This window comes from Streptosporangium sp. NPDC023825 (assembly GCF_040639575.1).
Classification (GTDB): Bacteria; Actinomycetota; Actinomycetes; order Streptosporangiales; family Streptosporangiaceae; genus Streptosporangium.
Map to the genome: position 1 here is coordinate 135,686 of NZ_JBFAAE010000005.1, position 18,220 is coordinate 153,905.

The 18,220-nt window shown below is 70.9% G+C and carries 16 protein-coding genes; 9 read left to right on the forward strand and 7 right to left on the reverse strand.

What is annotated here, in order from left to right:
* Positions 1 to 10: 10 nt before the first annotated feature.
* Complete coding sequence (locus AB0G15_RS06900; RefSeq protein WP_362836151.1) at positions 11 to 814, forward strand: SDR family NAD(P)-dependent oxidoreductase; 804 nt, start codon at positions 11 to 13, stop codon at positions 812 to 814.
* A gap of 81 nt (positions 815 to 895) precedes the next feature.
* Here AB0G15_RS06900 and AB0G15_RS06905 read toward each other — a convergent pair whose 3' ends face one another.
* Complete coding sequence (locus tag AB0G15_RS06905; RefSeq protein ID WP_362836153.1) at positions 896 to 1,456, reverse strand: hypothetical protein; 561 nt, start codon at positions 1,454 to 1,456, stop codon at positions 896 to 898.
* A 486-nt stretch (positions 1,457 to 1,942) separates the two neighbouring features.
* On the opposite strand from AB0G15_RS06905, the gene AB0G15_RS06910 reads away from it, so the two are divergent.
* The gene (locus AB0G15_RS06910; protein WP_362836155.1) at positions 1,943 to 2,692 is read left to right on the forward strand and encodes a carbonic anhydrase family protein; all 750 of its coding nucleotides are present in this window, start codon (positions 1,943 to 1,945) and stop codon (positions 2,690 to 2,692) included.
* Between the two features lie 142 nt (positions 2,693 to 2,834).
* Here the strand turns inward: AB0G15_RS06910 and AB0G15_RS06915 are convergent, their stop codons facing one another.
* The 3 genes from AB0G15_RS06915 to AB0G15_RS06925 are packed head-to-tail and all read right to left on the reverse strand — an operon-like array spanning position 2,835 to position 7,547.
* Complete coding sequence (locus AB0G15_RS06915) at positions 2,835 to 3,821, reverse strand: tetratricopeptide repeat protein (protein ID WP_362836157.1); 987 nt, start codon at positions 3,819 to 3,821, stop codon at positions 2,835 to 2,837.
* Between the two features lie 19 nt (positions 3,822 to 3,840).
* Complete coding sequence (locus AB0G15_RS06920) at positions 3,841 to 6,972, reverse strand: TIR domain-containing protein (RefSeq protein ID WP_362836159.1); 3,132 nt, start codon at positions 6,970 to 6,972, stop codon at positions 3,841 to 3,843.
* Entirely contained in the window at positions 6,969 to 7,547 is a 579-nt protein-coding gene (locus AB0G15_RS06925; protein ID WP_362836161.1) for a toll/interleukin-1 receptor domain-containing protein, read from the reverse strand. Before AB0G15_RS06925 ends, AB0G15_RS06920 begins: the two co-directional genes overlap by 4 nt.
* Before the next feature lie 105 nt (positions 7,548 to 7,652).
* On the opposite strand from AB0G15_RS06925, the gene AB0G15_RS06930 reads away from it, so the two are divergent.
* The 5 genes from AB0G15_RS06930 (at position 7,653) to trpS (ending at position 13,102) form a co-directional block, all read left to right on the forward strand.
* On the forward strand, positions 7,653 to 7,871 hold the full coding sequence (locus AB0G15_RS06930; protein ID WP_362836164.1) for a hypothetical protein: 219 nt from the start codon (positions 7,653 to 7,655) through the stop codon (positions 7,869 to 7,871).
* Positions 7,872 to 8,162: 291 nt separating this feature from the next.
* A complete protein-coding gene (locus AB0G15_RS06935) occupies positions 8,163 to 10,256 on the forward strand; it encodes a DUF6421 family protein (RefSeq protein WP_362836166.1) in 2,094 nt (697 codons plus the stop codon).
* Positions 10,253 to 10,912: an SDR family oxidoreductase gene (locus tag AB0G15_RS06940; protein WP_362836168.1), complete on the forward strand. Its 660-nt coding sequence runs from the start codon at positions 10,253 to 10,255 to the stop codon at positions 10,910 to 10,912. Before AB0G15_RS06935 ends, AB0G15_RS06940 begins: the two co-directional genes overlap by 4 nt.
* Positions 10,909 to 11,973: a low specificity L-threonine aldolase gene (locus AB0G15_RS06945; RefSeq protein WP_362836170.1), complete on the forward strand. Its 1,065-nt coding sequence runs from the start codon at positions 10,909 to 10,911 to the stop codon at positions 11,971 to 11,973. Before AB0G15_RS06940 ends, AB0G15_RS06945 begins: the two co-directional genes overlap by 4 nt.
* A gap of 163 nt (positions 11,974 to 12,136) precedes the next feature.
* Entirely contained in the window at positions 12,137 to 13,102 is a 966-nt protein-coding gene (trpS, locus tag AB0G15_RS06950) for a tryptophan--tRNA ligase (protein ID WP_362676822.1), read from the forward strand.
* Positions 13,103 to 13,171: 69 nt separating this feature from the next.
* Here trpS and AB0G15_RS06955 read toward each other — a convergent pair whose 3' ends face one another.
* Together AB0G15_RS06955 and AB0G15_RS06960 are read right to left on the reverse strand one after the other, a co-directional pair.
* Positions 13,172 to 13,471: a DUF3467 domain-containing protein gene (locus tag AB0G15_RS06955; protein WP_329092600.1), complete on the reverse strand. Its 300-nt coding sequence runs from the start codon at positions 13,469 to 13,471 to the stop codon at positions 13,172 to 13,174.
* Positions 13,472 to 13,545: 74 nt separating this feature from the next.
* Complete coding sequence (locus tag AB0G15_RS06960; RefSeq protein ID WP_362836172.1) at positions 13,546 to 14,253, reverse strand: DUF305 domain-containing protein; 708 nt, start codon at positions 14,251 to 14,253, stop codon at positions 13,546 to 13,548.
* A 66-nt stretch (positions 14,254 to 14,319) separates the two neighbouring features.
* Here AB0G15_RS06960 and AB0G15_RS06965 point away from each other — a divergent pair, with 66 nt between their 5' ends.
* Complete coding sequence (locus AB0G15_RS06965) at positions 14,320 to 15,078, forward strand: DUF3105 domain-containing protein (RefSeq protein WP_362836174.1); 759 nt, start codon at positions 14,320 to 14,322, stop codon at positions 15,076 to 15,078.
* Between the two features lie 80 nt (positions 15,079 to 15,158).
* Here AB0G15_RS06965 and ald read toward each other — a convergent pair whose 3' ends face one another.
* On the reverse strand, positions 15,159 to 16,277 hold the full coding sequence (gene ald, locus AB0G15_RS06970; protein ID WP_362836177.1) for an alanine dehydrogenase: 1,119 nt from the start codon (positions 16,275 to 16,277) through the stop codon (positions 15,159 to 15,161).
* Positions 16,278 to 16,495: 218 nt separating this feature from the next.
* Here ald and AB0G15_RS06975 point away from each other — a divergent pair, with 218 nt between their 5' ends.
* Positions 16,496 to 18,199 (forward strand): excalibur calcium-binding domain-containing protein, encoded by a 1,704-nt coding sequence (locus tag AB0G15_RS06975; RefSeq protein ID WP_362836179.1) that lies wholly within the window; start codon positions 16,496 to 16,498, stop codon positions 18,197 to 18,199.
* Positions 18,200 to 18,220 lie beyond the last annotated feature (21 nt).

The following is an 18,220-nucleotide window of genomic DNA, read 5'->3' on the forward strand; positions in this document are numbered from 1 at the left end:
GTCTCAACTTATGCGACGGACCATCGTGATCACCGGCGGCACGAGCGGCATCGGGAAGGAGCTCGCCCGGCACTACGCCGAGCGGGGCGATCTGGTCGTCGCCGTGGGCAGCCGTGAGGCGGGCGGCGAGCGCCTGCGCCGGGACGTGCCCTCGGCGCGCTTCGTCCGGGCCGACCTCAGCTCCGTCCGGCAGACCCGCGACCTGGTCGAGCGGCTCCGCGACGAGCACCCGGTGATCGACGCGCTGGTGCTCGGCGCCTTCAGGTACAACCTGGCGAGGGTCGAGACCGAGGAGGGGTTCGAGCACACCTTCGCCCTCTCCGTAATCAATCGCTGGCTGATGGCCGAAGGCCTGCGCGAACCCCTGGAGAGGGCACCGGCACCCGTGATCGTCAACCTGTGCGGCGTCGGGGGCATCCGTGCGGGACGGATCCACTGGGACGACCTGCAGTTCACCAGGGACTACCGGCCCTTCACGGCGACGATGCAGGGCACCAGGGCCGGAGAGCTGCTGGCCTCGACCTACAGCGGCGAGCGGACGAGCTACGTGCTCTACAACCCGCTGTTCGTGGCGACCGGGCTGTTCGAACCCTTCCGGCAGCCGGTACGCGGTTTCGTATGGGTGATGTCGGCGCTGTTCGCCCAGCCGGTGGCCAGGGCCGTGCCGCCGATCGCCGCGCTCATCGACCGGCCCCCGGCCGGACCGCTCACCGCCTACCGCAGGGGCAGGCCCATCGCGTTCACCGCCGACCGCGACCAGGCGCTGAGGTTCGAGAAGGCCGTACGCGCGATGGTGGCACCGTTCTCCGGATGATCGCCGGTGCGCCGCCGGGCCGGGCGGCCCGGACGGTCCCGGCAGGCCCCGCGCTCCGGGGCCTGCCGGTCGGACGTGCGCTCAGCCCGCGCCGGGGACGACGGCGGTCTTCTCCTTGAAGTCGTAGCCGTTCTTCACGGCGTTCTGCCGCAGGCTGTCGAAGGATTTCTTGCCGGCCTCGAGGTCGGCCTCGGTGGCGGTGCCGTTCTTCAGCTTGTCGGTCAGGTTGCTGAAGCTGTCGGTGACCGCTTTGACGCCCTTGCACATTGTCGGGTTGGCCAGGGCGAAGCGCCTGGCGACCTTCAGCTCGTGAACGGTGAAGAGCCCGGCCAGGGCGGCCTTCGCGAAGGTCCGCTTCCGCTTCTCCGCTCCGGCCTTGAACCCACCGCTCCGCAACGGTTTGTAGATGTAGCGATAGAAGGCTCCCAGCGCGAGACCCGCGTGCAGCGCGAAGCGGGTCTTGGCGAACCTCTTGGTGTTGGCGCCGACCGGGCACTCGTCCGCGGTGTACTCCTGGGCGGTGTCCGTCGCAGGGAGGTCGGCGGCGGGCGGAAGGGCCGCGGGCGGCGAGGTCGCGACCACGACGGCCTCGGGTCTCACCGCGGCCGGCCTGTCGCCGCCGCAGCCACCGATCAGTGTCACGGCCAGCAGTGCCGCTGCCGGGACGGCAACGGATCGGGCACTCCGTACAGGCATCTTCCCCCCTGGATGATGGTTACGGCGTCGCCTTTCGCCCTCTTTGTACCCTTTGTAGCTCCTTCGACACGCTCCGTGAAGCCGGGCGGCTCCTGCGGGAGATCCATGGCGTGTCCCGCGGGACCGGTCCCCGGGTGTTCGTCCGGCGGGCGTGGCCACCCGGCGGTGTCGAGCCGATCCGTCCACCGCGTCGTGTCCTCGCCGGGGGTGCGGTGTCTTGATGTCAAGTAATCACTTGTTTACTTATGGTCGTTTTGGACGTGAAAAAACAGGGTGCAAATTCATTTTCTTCGACTAGCCTCGCCAATGCTCTTACGTCGCCCTTAATGCGGACATCGCCCTCTTTGGCACTCCGTAGGCGGCGTAGCTGGCATCCCCTTGTACGAAAGGCGACTGGTGCGTTACCGTCTTGCCCCCATTGTGGTGGCTGCTGTGTTTTCCCTCCCGTTCATTTCCCTTTCCACTCCCGTACAGGCTCAGGTCAAGCCGTGCCACGGCCGCGGCACGGACGGCGCGGTCCAGAGTCCTGTCGAGATCGACCGTTCGGCGGCGTGCCCGGGTACCCAGCCCGCGCTCGCCGTCCACTACCCGCACAGCGTCGACGGGACGCTCCTGTTCCAGGACAAGCCCCCGCTGGAGGAGGCGAGCGAGCACGACGACGTCAGGTTCGTCATCGGCACCGGCGGTTCCCAGCCGTACATCACCTACGGCGGCCAGCGCTACAACCTGAACAACGTGCACTTCCACGGCCACGCCGAGCACAAGTTCGCCGGCCAGCCCTTCGCCCCCCTCGAGGCCCACTTCGTCCACGAGCGGGCGACCGGGCCGAAGGGCTACGTGGTCTTCTCGGTCCTCGTCGACGCCAAGTCCTTCCAGGGCCTGTCCCAGCACGACCGCCTGATCGCGTCGCCCCCCGCCATCGGCGAGTCCAGGAGCGTCCACGGCGTCGACCTCAGGGCCATGCTGCCCGAGAGCCACGCCACCTACCGCTACACCGGCTCCCTCACCACGCCGGACGAGACCGGCACCTACTTCCAGCCGGTCAACTGGGTCGTCTTCAACCAGCACGCGAAGGCGCACCAGAACAACATCCAGTCGTACCGGTCACTGTGGGGCCCGGAGGGCAACCACCGGGAACTCCAGGAGAACGACCCGGAGCCGAACATCTACTCGTACCACTGACGTCACGCCGTTCCGGGTCCGCCCGGTTCGGTGACCGTGACGGCCACGCCGGCCGAGGTACGCCTCGGCCGGCGTGGCCGTTTGGGGAAGGGGAGAGGTCACGTCCGCGAGGGCGCCGGCTCGTATGCCGCCCGGTGGGGGATCACTCGTCGAACTGGCCGGACCAGCCGATGACGATGTCCTGGCCGAGCCAGCCGGTGACGGTGTCGACGTCCTCGGCGCTCAGGTGTTCGGCGAGGAGGCGCCGGAACTCGACCTCGCCGAGGGCTTCGCGCTGCTGCCTGAGCCAGAGCAGGCTGATGTTGATTTCGGGTATCTGAAGTTCGGCACGGATGAGCAGGCTGTGCACGGTAAGGGCCACTGCTTCGGAGGCTCTGCCCGTTTCGGTGTACAGCGCACCGATCTGGCTGTATTGGCGGGCCATGCCCGCGCGGTTGCCGAGCTCCTCGTGGATGGTGAGGGATCGGCGGTAGTACTCCAGCGCCCGCTCATGCTCTCCTCGCTCCTGGGCGACGATGCCGAGCTGGTGATAGCCACGGGCCATGCCCGCGCGGTTGCCGAGTTTCTCGCCGATGGTGAGGGAGCGGTGGTAGTGCTCCAGCGCCCGCTCGTAATCCCCTCGCTCCTGGGCGATCATGCCGAGGTGGTGGTAGCCGCTGGCCATGCCTGCCTCGTCGCCGAGTTCCTCTTTGATGGTGAGGGAGCGGTGGTAGTGCTCCAGTGCCCGCTCGTAATCCCCCCGTTCCTGGGCGATCATGCCGAGCTGGTGGTAGCCGCCCGCCATGCCCGCGCGGTCGCCGAGCTCTTCGTCGATGGACAGGGAGCGGCGGTGGAGCTCCAGTGCCCGCTCGTGCTCTCCTCGCTCCTGGGCGACGATGCCGAGCTGGTGATAGCCACGGGCCATGCCCGCGCGGTTGCCGAGCTTCTCGTTGATGGCGAAGGAACGGCGGTAGTGCTCCAGTGCCCGCTCGTAATCCCCTCGCTTGTGGGCGATGATGCCGAGCTGGTGCAAGCCGACGGCCTGCTGTCGGCTCTCGACCGCGAACCACGACAGGGTCTCGTGATGGAGCTGCTCCTCCCAACTCCACGCCCCCCAGGTATGCAACCGCTTACACACCCAGTCCGTCACTACCGCGGCGCTGTCCAGATCACCCGCGGCATGCCAATGGAAGCGCGCTTCCAGCATGTCCTCCAGATCCTGCTGCGGCCCCTGCGGCCGGATCTGCGTCCGCCAGTGCCAGAACCGCGCCGCCGCCGTGTGCGCCTGCTCTACCCCCGGCCACCAACCCGGCCAGCGTGGTCGCCGTCCACCGGTGTACCACGAACGACCGCCCCCCATCTGAGCCGGTCGTCCCTTCACCCGGCGCCAGCAACCCCAACCCCGCCAACACCCCCAACGCCTCCTCCACCCCCGCGGGCTCGATCACCGGTGGGACCTGGGAGCGCGCCACGTCCTGCCGCGCCTGTTCCATCTCCCCCTCCGGCAACCCCAGATCCTCCAACGCCGCCCCAGGATTCCTCTCCCGCGCCCGCCGTATCAGTTCACCCAGCCGATCCAGTCGTTCCCGCAGCTCCGGATCCTCCGCCACCGGGGTCGAGACCGGCCAGGCCACCCCCACCCGGTCCACCGCCACCCGGAACACCGACGCCCCCACCAGGACCTCGCGCGAGAAGTCGTCCAGCAACCCCACCAGCTCACCCAGCACCGTGTCGTCCACCGCCAACGTCACCGCCTCAGCCAACGCCGCGTCCAGATCGGAACCGGCGGAACGCAACCACGCCGCAGGGTCGGGGATGCCGCGCCGGTCGAGGAGGTCCTCCAGGCGTTCGCGGACGTCGTCGAAGCGGGCTTCCCCGCCTCGGAGCAGAGCGTCCAAATATTCCAGTGTCCGAGGGTGACCGCCCACACTGGCCCAGGCCAGTTGCTGGTCGGCGACCGACAGCGCGTCCAGTCCCGGCAGGCGCCATATCAGCTTGCGAGCCTTGGCCCAGGACAGCGGGCCGAGGTGGTGGGTGTGCAGGCGGCGTTCGGCGCGTTTGGGGAGGGGGAAGGGGTAGCGGCTGGTGATCAGCAGCTTGTGCCTGCCGCGCAGGCGGATCCAGGCGGTCAGGAATCCGGCCAGCTCCTCGTTGACGACCGTCCACCCGGTGCCGTCGTGTGCCAGGTTGTCCTCGAAGTTGTCCAGCAGCAGGGTCACCGGCACCCCGGCCGGCAGCTGCCCGAGTGCCTGAAGCCGCTCGCCCCATTCGTGCTGCGGCTGCCGTACCAGGCCCGCGAGATGGCGGGTCCGCTCGTCGGCGAAGGCTGCCAGCAGGGTGCTGCCGATCTCCTCAAGGAGCTGGTCGGGGCTGGTCTGGCTGACCGCCGAGACCACCAGGCCCGCGTCGGACCCCAGGTCGCGCAGCAGCTCGGCGGCCAGGCTGCTCTTGCCGACCCCGCCGATGCCGTGCAGCAGCACCCCCGGACCGTCGCCGCGCAGGGCGTCCAGGGCCGTGCGGATCTCCGAGCGGCGGCCGACGAACTCGCCGACCTTGCGCAACGGCACCCCGTCGGCGAACTGAGGCTCGGCCGGGGCGGAGATCGTCTCGAACCCTCCGGCGGAGTCGTACAGCGACACCGAGGGGCCGCGCAGGAACAGCGCGGGGGTGGCCCACTCCACGAGCGAGGCCCCCGGACTGCCCGGCGGGAGCCGCCGGCGTTCCTCCTCCAGCCGCCGCCGCGCGCCGCAGAACGCGGGCAGCACCTCGGGGACGTCCCGGACCGCCAGCTCGTAGTAGAGCCGCCCGGCCAGGGCCGTGGCGTACGGGTCGGTGACCAAGGCGGTCATCGCCAGCACGCCGGGCACCCCGGCCGCCGTCAGCCCGCGCGCCAGCCCGCCCAGCGCGGTCTCCTCCTGTTGCGTCTCGGTGGCCGTGACCGTGGACGCACGGCCCGCCGGAGCGTCCAGGGCGGTGGAGCAGCCGGACAGGACCAGCAGCGGCACCCCGCGTTCGGCCGGAAGCCCGTCCCGGACGAAGCGGTCCGTGGACACCCGGTCGGCGCGTCCTGCCGCGTCCTCCAGCAGCAGCACCCCGGGTTCGGCGTGGCAGGAGATGTGCAGCACGTGGAAGCGCTCCTGGAGCAGCGCCTCCCTGATGCCCGCGAGCGTTCCCCGGTTGAGGATGCGCACGTACGCCCCGGGACGGCCCCGGCCACCCCTGCGGGCACGTTCCACCGAGTCGAGGATCTTGGCGAGCTCTGCCTCCAGGTCCAGCACCGCCCCGCCGCCGGGCCCTTCGGGGGCGGCCATCACGACCAGAATCCGCAGCGGGCCGGAGATCGCGATGGAGGGAGTCGTGTCGGCCGGAACGCGCCGGTAGAGCTGTACCCGGGGATGCAGCGCCAGCGGCTCGATCATCCCCGGTGCCGTCAGCGTCTCCCACGGCAGGTCCGCCAGCTCCTCGGCGACCTCCAGGCCGAGCCGGAGCGTCGCTCCCAGCGCGTGCGCCCCGGCCAGCTCGGCGGCCAGCGCCTCTCCGGCGGCTCCGGTGAGGTAGGCGTGCCCGAGCTCCCGGCCGCACTCGGCCAGCAGCGCCCCGACCCCGCCGGAGCCGTCAGGACCCCGCGTGATGTGGTCGCCGCGCTCGCGGGCGGACCCCAGCCGCCAGACCAGCTCGTCCAGCCTCGGACTCCGGGCCGGGGAGTGGGCCGCCCGCGCCGGGCTCTCGGCGCCCGGCGCCCGGCGCGGCGTCTCATCCGGCGCGTCCTGCTTTCCGGGCTCGTGCGACGAGGTCCGGAGTGTGACCTCGTCCGGGGAGATCCGGAGCGTGCAGCGCCGGGGCTTCTCCGGGCGCACCCCGCTGCCCGGCCTGGCGGCGGGACCCGGCACCGCCTCCGGCACCTGCCCGCGCAGTGCCCGGACCAGCTCGTCCAGCCGCCGGTCGTGGTCGTGCCCGTCCGCCGAGGACAGGTCCACGTGAAACCGGTCGGCCGCGAACTCCGGCAGCTCGACGTCCTCGATCAGCACCGGGATGAACCGCCGCCCGCCCTCGACCGAGCGCCGGATCAGCGAGGCGTACGCCAGGCGCACCCAGGGGTCGGTCAGGGAGGCCCGGCTGAAGACCAGGATCCCGTGGGCCGCGTCCCGGATCGCCTGCTCGACCACCTCGACGACGATCGCGCCGGGCGACCTGAGCACCTCCCCGTAGGTGACCTCCAGGCCCTCCGCGCGCAGCCGGCCGGCGAGCCAGCGGACCCACTCGGCGTCCTGCGGGGCGTGGGAGACGTACGCGTCGCTCACGACGCCCTCCGGACGGCTTTCGCGATCTCGTCCACCCGCCGGTCGAAGACCGCGTCGGAGACGCCGCGCAGGTCGCTGTAGAAGCGGATCTTGACGAACTCCGGCAGATCCCGGGTCTTCACGTCCTCGACGAGGACCGGGATGAGCAACTGCCCGTCGTGCATGGACCGCTGGAGCAACACGTAGTACTCGTTCATCACCGGGCCGCTCGCCATCGACGCGGGACTGAAGACGAGCAGCCCGTGCGCCGAGTTCCTGATCGCCTCCTCCACCTCGTGGAAGATGATCGAACCGGGCCCGACGACCAGCTTGTCGTAGACCACCCGGATGCCGCGCCGCTCCAGCCGCCCGGCCAGGTCGGTGACGATGGCGGCGTCGTCGTGCGAGTAGGAGACGAACACGTCGTAGGTCGTCGTCCTCGTGCCACCGCTTCCGGGAGAGGAGACCGGGGAGATCGGGGTGCGGGAGGCGTGCCTCCTGGAGAGTTCTTTCCTTGCGGAAACCCAGGCGAAGTAGGCGCCCGCGATGCCCGCCACAGTGCCGATCACGGCGACCGCCAGGTCCGCGATGTCCATGCGATCAGGCTATGGCGCGAAACGTTTCCATGGCCGGGAGTCGCGGTAAATGGTCAACTATCCGTAAACGGAGGAACACACTGGCATCAAGTCCGTAGGGGGCTCGTGAGCGAACCGGCGGCGGAGGCGTACGACGTCTTCGTCGTGCACGCCCGCTTCGTCGTGCACGTCCGGGCCGGCCTGGACGCGGGGGAGGGCGAGCGAGGGCTGGAGCGCCACCGCCGATCCCTGACCCTCGACGAGGAACTCGGCGACCGGGCCGGGCGCGGTTCGTGGCCACAGCCGGATCGGTGCGGCGCGCACCGAGACGGGCGGGGCCGCTGAGGCTGTGGTCTTCGTCACGCGCGGCCTGCCCGCTCGCGTCGGACCTCGGACATCCGAGATCACCGTTGACCCGATCCGGCTCGGACAGCAGCGCGAGACTCTCGGCGAGACCGGGATTCGGCGCCTCCTCACCGAACACCCGAGCGCCCAGGCCTTCGACGCCGTCGCCGGCCGGCCCCCGCCCGCGAGGCCTCGATCCTTTACCCTCCTCGCCTCATAAGGGATGCGTCAAAACGGGCATAAGTTGTGTATATTTTCCGTTACCCACTCTCATCTGAAGGAGGATTTATCGTGTCAGCTTTCCCGCGCGTACTGTTCGACGAGGCACACAGCGAGTCGTGGACCATCCGGCGGGATGTGGCCGAGACGATGAATCCCGGCCATCCCGACGACAGCAGCTATGCCCGCGCGGCCGGGCTGCTGCGCGGGCTGGGGCACTCCGTGGACGCGCACGTCGAGGGCCCGCTCACCCCGGGCCTGCTGAGCGCGCGGGACGTGCTGGTGATCGCGCACCCCTCCGGTGACCGGTGGGAGCACACCACCGGGCTCGGCAGCCCTGTCCTCCCCGTCGAGGAGCTCGACGCGATCGAGGAGTACGTCCGCGACGGCGGCGGGCTGGTCGTGCTGGCCGAGTACGAGCAGGAGAAGTACGGAAGCAACCTCACAGAGCTGCTCGCGCGCTTCGGCGTGGACGTCGAGCACACCCTCGTCCGGGACCCCGGGAGCGCCCACAACGGCGTGGCCTCCTGGGTCCTGGGCACCCCCCGGGACGCCCCGGAAAACGGGCAGGACCTGCTCGCCGGGGCCCGTCGCGCCTGCTTCTACCGGTCGGGCGTGCTCACCGCCCCCGACCACGCGACCGTCCTGTTCACCACCTCGCCCACCGCGACCCCCGCGAACCGCCCGCTGGCGGTGGCCGTGCGGCACGGCGAGGGCCGCGTCGTGGTGGTCGCCGACTCCGACCTGTTCGGCGACGACTCGATCGGCGACTACGACCACGCCGCGCTCTGGGGCAACCTCGTCACCTGGGCCGCCCGCGTCCCTACGCCGGCGGCCGCCAAGTCCTCTGTGAACGAGGACTCCGAGGCCCGCGCCGAGTTCCAGAAGCTCAAGGACGCCGTCGAGGCCCTCAAGCCGCTGCAGGTCAAGGACGGCTCGGTCCCGGAGGAGAGCGACAGGCCGCGGGCCGCGGAGCTGGTCTCCGCGATCGCCCGGCACGTCGAGCGGCTCGCGCCGCGCTTCCCGCACGACGCCGCCTACCTGGCCGCCGTCGTCGCCGACCTCCGCAAGTGGGCCGACCAGGGGCTGGGCGTCCCCGACTTCCTCGACGCGCTCGACGCCTTCCACCCCGACACCCAGCGGGTGGACGGGCTGGAGCACCTGGTCGTCTTCCCGATGTACACCCAGAACGGCACCACCTTCCGCCACCTCGAGGCCGTGTGGATCCGCACGATCTGGCCCGAGTGGCTGGCCGAGCTGGAGCGGAACGGCTACGACAACCCGATGTTCGTGCCGATCGCCTTCGAGGACTTCACCTCCGGCTACGACACCAACTCCGCGGTGCTCTTCCCCGAGACCGTCGCGGTCCGCGAGACCCCGGCCCGCTTCACCTGGGGCGGGATCTTCGCCGACCGGGAGGCCGCGAGGTTCCGCGCGGTGAGCGGGGCCGCCGCGGCCACGCTGAAGCTCGCGCTGCCGCCGGACGCGGCCAGGCTGATCGCCTCGCAGGAGCTGGCCCAGGACACCTTCGTGCTCTGGGACCTGATCCACGACCGCACCCACAGCCACGGCGACCTGCCGTTCGACCCCTTCATGATCAAGCAGCGGATGCCGTACTGGCTCTACTCCCTGGAGGAGCTGCGCTGCGACCTGACCGCGTTCGGCGAGGCCGTGAAGCTGGAGAGGGAGGGCGTGCCGCACGCCCGCTACGTCCAGCTGGCGATCCTGTTCGACCGGCTGTTCCGCTTCCCGATCACCGGTGACCGGGTCCGCAACTACGACGGCCTGGGCGGGCAGCTGCTCTTCTCGTACCTGCACCGCAACGACGTCGTCCGGTGGACCGACAACCGGCTGAGCGTCGACTGGGACCGGCTCGCCGGGGGCGTCGCGGACCTGCGGGGCGAGGTCGAGAAGCTCTACCGGGACGGCATCGACCGCTCCAAGCTCGCCCACTGGCTCGCCGCCCACCAGCTGGTCGCCGCCTACGTCGAGCCGAACCCCGCCTCGGTCTGGGCCCGGGGGGTCGACGCCCTGCCCGTGGAAGGATTCCCGAAGGCCGTGGTGGACGCGGTGCTGCCCGACGAGTTCCCCCTGAGCATGTTCTACGAGGCCCTGCGCCGTAAGCTCGGCGATGTCGTCGACTCCACGAAGGGCATCCGAGCATGATCATCCTTGTCACCGGTGCGGGCGGCCCCGCGGGCCGGGCCGTCGTCCGCAGGTTCACCGGCGAGGGCCACACGGTGATCGGCGTCGACAAGAGCGGCGCCGAGGGGTCCCTGCCGGTCGACCTGCTCGACGCCGACGCCGTCGCGAGGCTCGCGGCGGAGGTGCGGGCCGAGCACGGCAGGGTGGACGGGATCGTGCACCTGGTCGGCGGCTGGCGCGGGTCCAAGACCTTCGCCGAGACGTCGCTGGAGGACTGGGCGCTCCTGCACGACCTGCTGGTCCGTACCCTCCAGCACGTCACCCTCGCCTTCGAGCCGCTGCTCAAGGCGAGCGAGCGCGGCCGGTTCGCCATCGTCTCCGCGAAGGCGGCCGAGCGTCCCACCCAGGGCAACGCGGCGTACGGCACGGCCAAGGCCGCCTCCGAGGCGTGGACCCTGGCCTTCGCCGACGCCCTGGAGGGCACCGGCTCCACCGCGAACATCCTGGTCGTGAAGGCCCTCGTGCACGAGGGCATGCGCGCGGCGAGCCCCGAGCGGACCTTCCCCGGCTTCACCGACGTCGACGACCTCGCCGAGGCGGTCGAGGGCCTGTGGGGCACCGACGCCAACGGCACCCGGATCGACCTCACCGCCACCCAGGAGGGGAGGACCGCGTGACGGACGCCATCCGCAGGCACGACCCGCTGGTGAAGGGTTTCGCCAGCGACAACTACGCCGGGGTCCACCCGGAGATCCTCCAGGCGATCGCGCTCGCCAACGGGGGCCACCAGACCGCGTACGGCGACGACGTCTACACCGCCGCGCTGCAGGAGGTCTTCAAGAAGCACTTCGGCCCCGCCGCGCAGGCGTGGCCGATGTTCAACGGCACCGGCGCCAACGTGGTCGCGCTCCGCTCGATGACCGCCCACTGGGAGGCGGTGGTCTGCGCGGAGTCGGCGCACATCCACACCGACGAGGGCGGCGCCCCCGAGCGGTCGGCCGGGCTCAAGCTGCTGCCGGTCGCCACCCCGGACGGCAAGCTCACGCCCGAGCTGATCGACAGGCAGGCGTGGGGCTTCGGCGACGAGCACCGGGCACAGCCCAGGGTGGTGTCGATCACCCAGACCACCGAGCTGGGCACGCTCTACACGCCGGAGGAGATCGGGGCGATCTGCGACCACGCCCACGACCTCGGCATGGTCGTCCACCTCGACGGCGCCCGCGCGACGAACGCCGCCGCCGCGCTGGACGTGCCGCTGCGCGCGTTCACCACCGACGTGGGCGTGGACGTGCTGTCCTTCGGCGGCACCAAGGCCGGCCTGATGTTCGGCGAGGCCGTCGTGGTGCTCAACCCCGACGCCGTGCGCGGCCTGCGCTACCTGCGCAAGAGCGCCATGCAGCTCGCCTCCAAGATGCGGTTCGTCTCGGTGCAGTTCGAGGCGCTGCTCGCGGGCGACCTGTGGCTGCGCAACGCCCGCAACGCCAACGCGATGGCCCTGCGGCTCGCCGACGCCGTGCGGGACGTGCCCGGGGTGGAGATCCCGCGTCCCGTGCAGGCCAACGCGGTCTTCGCGATCCTGCCCGCGGACGTGACCGAGCGCCTGCAGAAGCGTTTCCGGTTCTACACCTGGAACGAGGCCACCGGCGAGGTCCGCTGGATGACCGCGTTCGACACCACCGAGGCCGACGTGGACGCCTTTGCCGCCGCGGTGGCGCAGGAGTTACACTCACCGGCATGAGCAAGCACAGTCTGGGTCTGTGGCGGGCCGTCGAGAGGCGGATCCGCTAGCCAGTCCCGACTGCGCACCAAACGGCCGCCGTTCACCGGCGGTCGTTTTCGCTTCTCCGGGCGCGTTGCCGTACGACCGGTATGCGGCGGTCCTCTTCTCACCAGGAGTGACCATGACAAAGCGCGTCTTCTCTGCCTTCAAACCCACCGGCCGCCTCACGCTGGGCAACCTCCTCGGCGCGATCATGCCCGCCGTGCGGCTCCAGGACGAGGCCGACTGCGTCTACGCCGTCGCGGACCTGCACGCCCTGACGATCAAGCACGACCCGGAGCGGCTGCGCGCCCGCACCCGCGAGGCGGCGACCCTGCTGCTCGCCTGCGGCCTGGACCGCTCCCTCGTCTACGTGCAGTCGCGGGTGCCCGCGCACACCGAGCTGGCCTACCTGCTGGAGAGCACGGCGTACTTCGGCGAGATGCGGCGCATGATCCAGTTCAGGGAGAAGTCGGCCCGGCAGGAGGAGGTACGGCTCTCGCTGCTCACCTACCCCGCGCTGATGGCCGCCGACATCCTGCTGCACCGGGCGGACGCCGTGCCCGTGGGGGAGGACCAGCGCCAGCACGTGGAGCTGACCCGGGACCTGGCCCTGCGGTTCAACCGGCTGTACGGCGAGGTCTTCACCGTGCCCGAGGCCGTGCGCCCGCAGGTCGCCGCCAGGGTGATGGACCTGAGCGCGCCCACCTCGAAGATGGGCAAGTCGGACGGTTCGCCCGCCGGGACGATCTATCTGCTCGACCCGCCCGACGACCTGCGGCGCAAGGTCATGCGCGCGGTGACCGACTCCGGCACCGAGGTCGCGTACGACCCCGCGGGAAAGCCCGGCGTCTCCAACCTGCTCACCGTCCTCGCGGCCTGCTCGGACCGGCCGGTCGAGTCGCTCTCGTACGGGTCGTACGGCGCGCTCAAACGGGACACGGCCGAGGCGGTGGCGGAGACGCTGCGGCCCGTCCAGGAGCGCTACGCCGAGCTGTCGGCCGACCAGGCCGAGCTGTCGCGGCTCCTGGAGGGCGGGGCGGCGCTGGCCGCCGAGCGCACCGGCGGGCTGCTGGCCGAGGCGCGTGAGGCCATCGGCCTGGCGTGAGGTCTGGCCTGAGGCCTGTCGTGGAGGCCCGGAGTGAGGTCCCGGCGCGGGGGACGCCCGCACCGGGCCTCAGTTCTTGTGACCCGTCTCGTGCTCGTACGCGGTCAGCTGCTGTTCGAGGGCCTTCATCAGCTCGAACACCTGGCTCGGGGGAATGCGGATCCGGCTGACGATCCGGGTCGGCACGCTCACGAAGTGCTGCCCGGAGGAGGGGTCGTTGGCCAGCTGGGGCGGCCTGGTGATCACCGCAAAATCCAGGACAAACCCATCTTGGGTATGCCATACAGAGGCAAAGTTGGCGTACTGCCCCATTTCCACCTCGGCGGAGATGCTCACCTCCAGGCGGTTCTCCGGCTCGTCGTTCACCATTCTCTTTCCTCCGGCCAGGTTGGCTCCATGCTGCCCTGGCCGGAAACCGGCCGCACAGGGACGCGCCGACGCCATTAAAGGATGGAAGGCAGCCGCTGGGCACCGCGCTGCCGCAACATGTCGGTCATCAACTCGATCTCGCCCGTCTGACCGTCGACGATGTGCTGTGCCATGGTGGCCACCTCTTCGCGGTCGGACAGTTTCAGCAGACCTCTACCCATCTGCACGCCGCCCTCGTGATGACGGATCATGAGTTGCAGGAAGAGGATCTCCTTGTCCTTGCCTGTGGCCTCGCGGAGCTTTTTGAGCTCGTCCTCACTCGCCATACCGGGCATCGCGGCGGGAGCGTCCGGTGTTACAGCGTGACCGCCGCCGTGGCCGGCCATCCACGCCATGGAGGGGCGCTCGCTCGACTGGTTGAGGCCCCACTGCTGCAACCAGCCGATGAACATGCCGCGCTGGGCGGTCTGCGTGACGATGATGTCGTAGGCCAGCCGCCGGAGCGCGTCGTCCGCGCTCCCGTCCCTGGCGATGAAGGCCATCTCGACGGCCTGGGCATGATGGACGGACATGTCACGCGCGAAGCCGGCCTCCGGCGAGGCGTCGGTCGGGGTGGCCGTCCTCCCCACCACCAGCAGCAACGCGACCGCCGCGACCAGGCAGCCGAGCAGCACGCCGACCGTCGCGCCACGCCTGGACTTCGTGCCGTCTTTACCGGGGGTTTCCATTACCTGCCCAGAGTACCCACTGTCGAGAATCGTCGCTGTATCAGACGTTGTCATCCCTTATTCTCCACATACGCCGGTAGGGCATAGGGTGACCCGAAGTTGTTTGCGGCTGGAGGGTTGATGACCAAGGAAAAGGCGCAGGCGAGGCGTGAGCACCTCACCCGTATGCGTGACGAGCAGAAGCGCAAGGAGCGCAGGGCCGCGCTCCTGATGTGGGGTGCCGGAGGTGCCGTCGTCGTCCTGCTCGTAGCGGTCGTCGCCTTCTACATGGTCAACGAGCGGGCCACGAACTCACTGGACAGCGTCGTCACCGCGAAGTACGCGGGTAGCCAGCACACCCAGACCAAGGTGACGTACAAGGAGACCCCGCCGATGGGCGGTGAGCATCACCCGGCCTGGCAGAACTGCGGCATCTACGACCAGCCCATCAACAACGAGAACGCCGTCCACGCCATGGAGCACGGCGCCGTGTGGATCACCTACCGGCCGGACCTCCCCAAGGCGGAGCTGGACACGCTGAAGGAACTGGCCTCCAAGGAGTACATGCTCCTGAGCCCGTACCCGGGCCTGCCCTCCAAGATCGTGGCCAGCTCCTGGAACCACCAGCTCAAGCTGGACAGCGCGAACGACGGGCGCCTGCCCAAGTACATCCAGAAGTACAAGAACGGCCCGGACACCCCCGAGCTCGGCGCGTCCTGCAGCGGCGGCGTGGGCACCACCACCGCCGAGGCGCCCATCCCGGACGTCGCGCCCAGCCAGAACCCGTCGGCCGCCCCCGACGCGTCCGCGGCCCCCAGCGACGCCCCGGCCACCGACGCTCCCGCCACGGACGCCCCGGCCACGGACGCCCCGGCTCCCAGTGGCACCCCGGCGCCCTGATCCGGCCGATCCGGCCGATCCGCCGGCACGCCGTTACGGACGGACGCCGGTGACGCCGTCCTGACGAGGCGTCCCGGCCGCTAGGCCCGCAGGATCCGTTCCAGGGGCACCGCCTCCAGCCCGTGAGCCTCGGCCACGGGCCGGTTGGTCAGGTGCCCCTCGTGCGTGTTCAGGCCCAGCGCCAGCGCCGGGTCGCTCCGCAGGGCCTCCCGCCAGCCCAGGTGGGCGATCGCGAGCGCGTAGGGGACGGTCACGTTGGTCAGCGCGTACGTCGAGGTGTGCGGCACCGCGCCCGGCATGTTGGCCACGCAGTAGAACACCGAGTCGTGCACCCGGTACGTCGGTTCGGCGTGGGTGGTGGGCCGGGAGTCCTCGAAGCAGCCGCCCTGGTCGATGGAGATGTCCACCAGGACCGACCCCGGCCTCATCCGCGAGACCAGCTGGTTGTCGATCAGCTTGGGCGCCCTCGCGCCCGGTATCAGCACCGCGCCGATGACCAGGTCCGCGTTCAGCACCGCCCGCTCGATCTCGTACGTGGTGGAGGCGATGGTCTTGCAGTGGCCCTTGTAGATCACGTCCGCCTGGCGGAGCCTGTCGATGTCGCGGTCCAGCAGCAGCACCTCCGCCTGCATGCCCAGCGCGATGACCGCGGCGTTCATGCCGGAGACCCCGGCGCCGATCACGACCACGCTGGCCGCGTGCACGCCCGACACCCCGCCCATCAGCACGCCGCGCCCGCCGCCCTGGCGCATCAGGTGGTACGCCCCCACCTGGGGGGCGAGCCGCCCGGCCACCTCCGACATGGGAGCCAGCAGGGGTAGGAAGCCGTTCGCGTTCTGCACGGTCTCGTAGGCGATGCCGGTGACCCCGGCGTCGAGCAGGGCGCGGGTGCACGCGGGCGAGGCGGCCAGGTGCAGGTAGGTGAAGAGCACCTGGCCCTTGCGCATCCGGTGGTACTCCTCGGCGACCGGCTCCTTGACCTTCAGGACCAGGTCTCCCGCGGCCCACACGTCGTCGGCCGAGTCGAGGATCGTCGCGCCGGCGCTCTGGAAGTCGGCGTCGGGAATGGAAGATCCCGTCCCGGCGTCTTTCTCGACGAAGACCTGATGGCCGTGCCGGACGAACTCGTGGGCCCCGGCGGGGGTCAGCGCCACGCGGTATTCGTGGTTCTTGACCTCACGGGGAACGGAGATCTTCACGGCTCCTCCAATGGTGGGCGCGTGTCCTCTTCTTCACTGTGCGTTCCCCGAAAGGGGACGGTCACGCGCGGGGTGGCGGGAATGGGGCCGGAGCCGACGACATTCCGCCGGCGGTCGTCGGCCTCCGGTCTCCCGGGAGTCGCCGTGACGTGCGGGGTTACCGGCTCCCCGCGCCGATCGGTAGGCTCGCCGCGAACAGGTGCGAGGAATACGGGGATATGACGATGGGGATGCACGCGGGGCGGGGTGGGCCGCCCGTACCGCAGGGACCTCCAGCCGGGCCTGACGACCCCTCTGACGAGCCGTGGTCCTCGTCCGGCTCCTATGACGCCTTCACCCCGCCCGGCCGCCCTGGCGCCTCCCCCGGGCGCCACGCCCGCGGTGAGGGGAGCTCGGACGACGGCCTTCCCGCCGGCCCCGGCGGGCCGGCCGGCTTCGACGAACCGGGTCGCGGCGATCGGGGTCTCGGCGGCCCCGTTCCCGGCCCTGGCGGCTCCTCCTTCGACGCCTTCGGCGGCTCCGTTCCCGGTCCCGGCGGTTCCGACCTCCACGCCTTCGGCGCTCCCGGTCCCGGCGGGTCTGATTTCGACGCCTTCGGCGGGCCCGGCTCCGGCCCTGGCGGCTCTTCCTTCGACGCCTTCGGCGGTTCCGGTGCCGGGTCCGGCGGGTCTGACTTCGACGCCTTCGGCGCCAGAAGTTCTGGCTCCGGCACTTTCGGCGCCGGCGGTGCGGGGCTCGGCGATCCCGGCCCCGACCCCCTGGGCCCCGGAGGTGCGAGGGCCGGCGATCCGGTCTTCGGGGGGACCGCCCCCGGCGGGCAGGGAGCCGGCGGTCCGGTGGGCCCGGTGCCCGGGGGCCCGGGAGGCCCCGATGCCGACACCCTGGCCCTCGCCGAGGGGCAGGCGCCCACCGGTCGGGGACCGGGCGGGCCGATGGCGGCCGGGCCCGGGGCGGGGGATCCCGGGGGCGGCGAGCGGCGGGCCGGAGAGTCGCCGGACGGGGCGCCCGGGGAGCCCAGGGCGAGCCGGGTCACCACCGCGATCCTGGTGACCGTACTGGTCCTCGTCGTGCTGATCACCGGTGTGCTCGGCACCGTCGCGGTGCTCATGACCCGCAATCCCGACATGCCGCTCGGTGGCACGCCGCCCAGGCGGCTCGCGACCCCCCTCCATTTCGCCCCGGTGATCGAGGCCAAGACCGGCCCCTGCACGGTCCCGGACACCTATCCCGACGACCTTGGACAGACCTGCTACTCGGTCGCCGCCGGGGTCAACGTGAACGCCGTACGGAAGATCGAGGCGATCCAGGAGAAGAGCGGCGCCTACTCGGTCAGGATCGCGTTCGCGCCCGCCTTCCGCGAGCAGATCAACGACCTGACCACGGAGGCGGTCAACGAGGACGATCCGGTCAGGCAGCAGATCGCGATCGTCGTGGGACAGAAGGTGGTGGCGGCCCCCCGGGTCGCCCAGGCGATCACCGACGACAGCCTGAGCATCGCCGGTTCCTTCACCAAGGAGCAGGCGGACGCGATGGTCGTCAGGCTGCTCGGCTCCGGGGCCGTCGTCCCGCAGCCGACGGACGGTACGCAGCCGAGCGCGTCGGTCTTCACCCCGTCGGACGGCCCGGCCGCGAATCCTCCGGCCGACCAGCAGCCCGTGAGCCCCCCGGCGAGCCCGGCCACGAGCCCTCCGGCCAACCAGCAGCCCGTGGCCCCGCCGGCCACCGGCCCCGCCACCACGAACACCACCGGGGACACCCCGCAGAACGCGTCCGGCGAGGGCACCGACCGCAGGTTCCCCAACTGCAAGGCCGCGAGGGAGAACGGAGACGGCCCCTACACCCGGGGCACCCACGAGGAGTACCAGTGGTACGTCGACGGGGACAACGACGGCGTCGCCTGCGAGCCGGACGACGTCGGCTGACCCGGGCCGGCGCGATGCCTC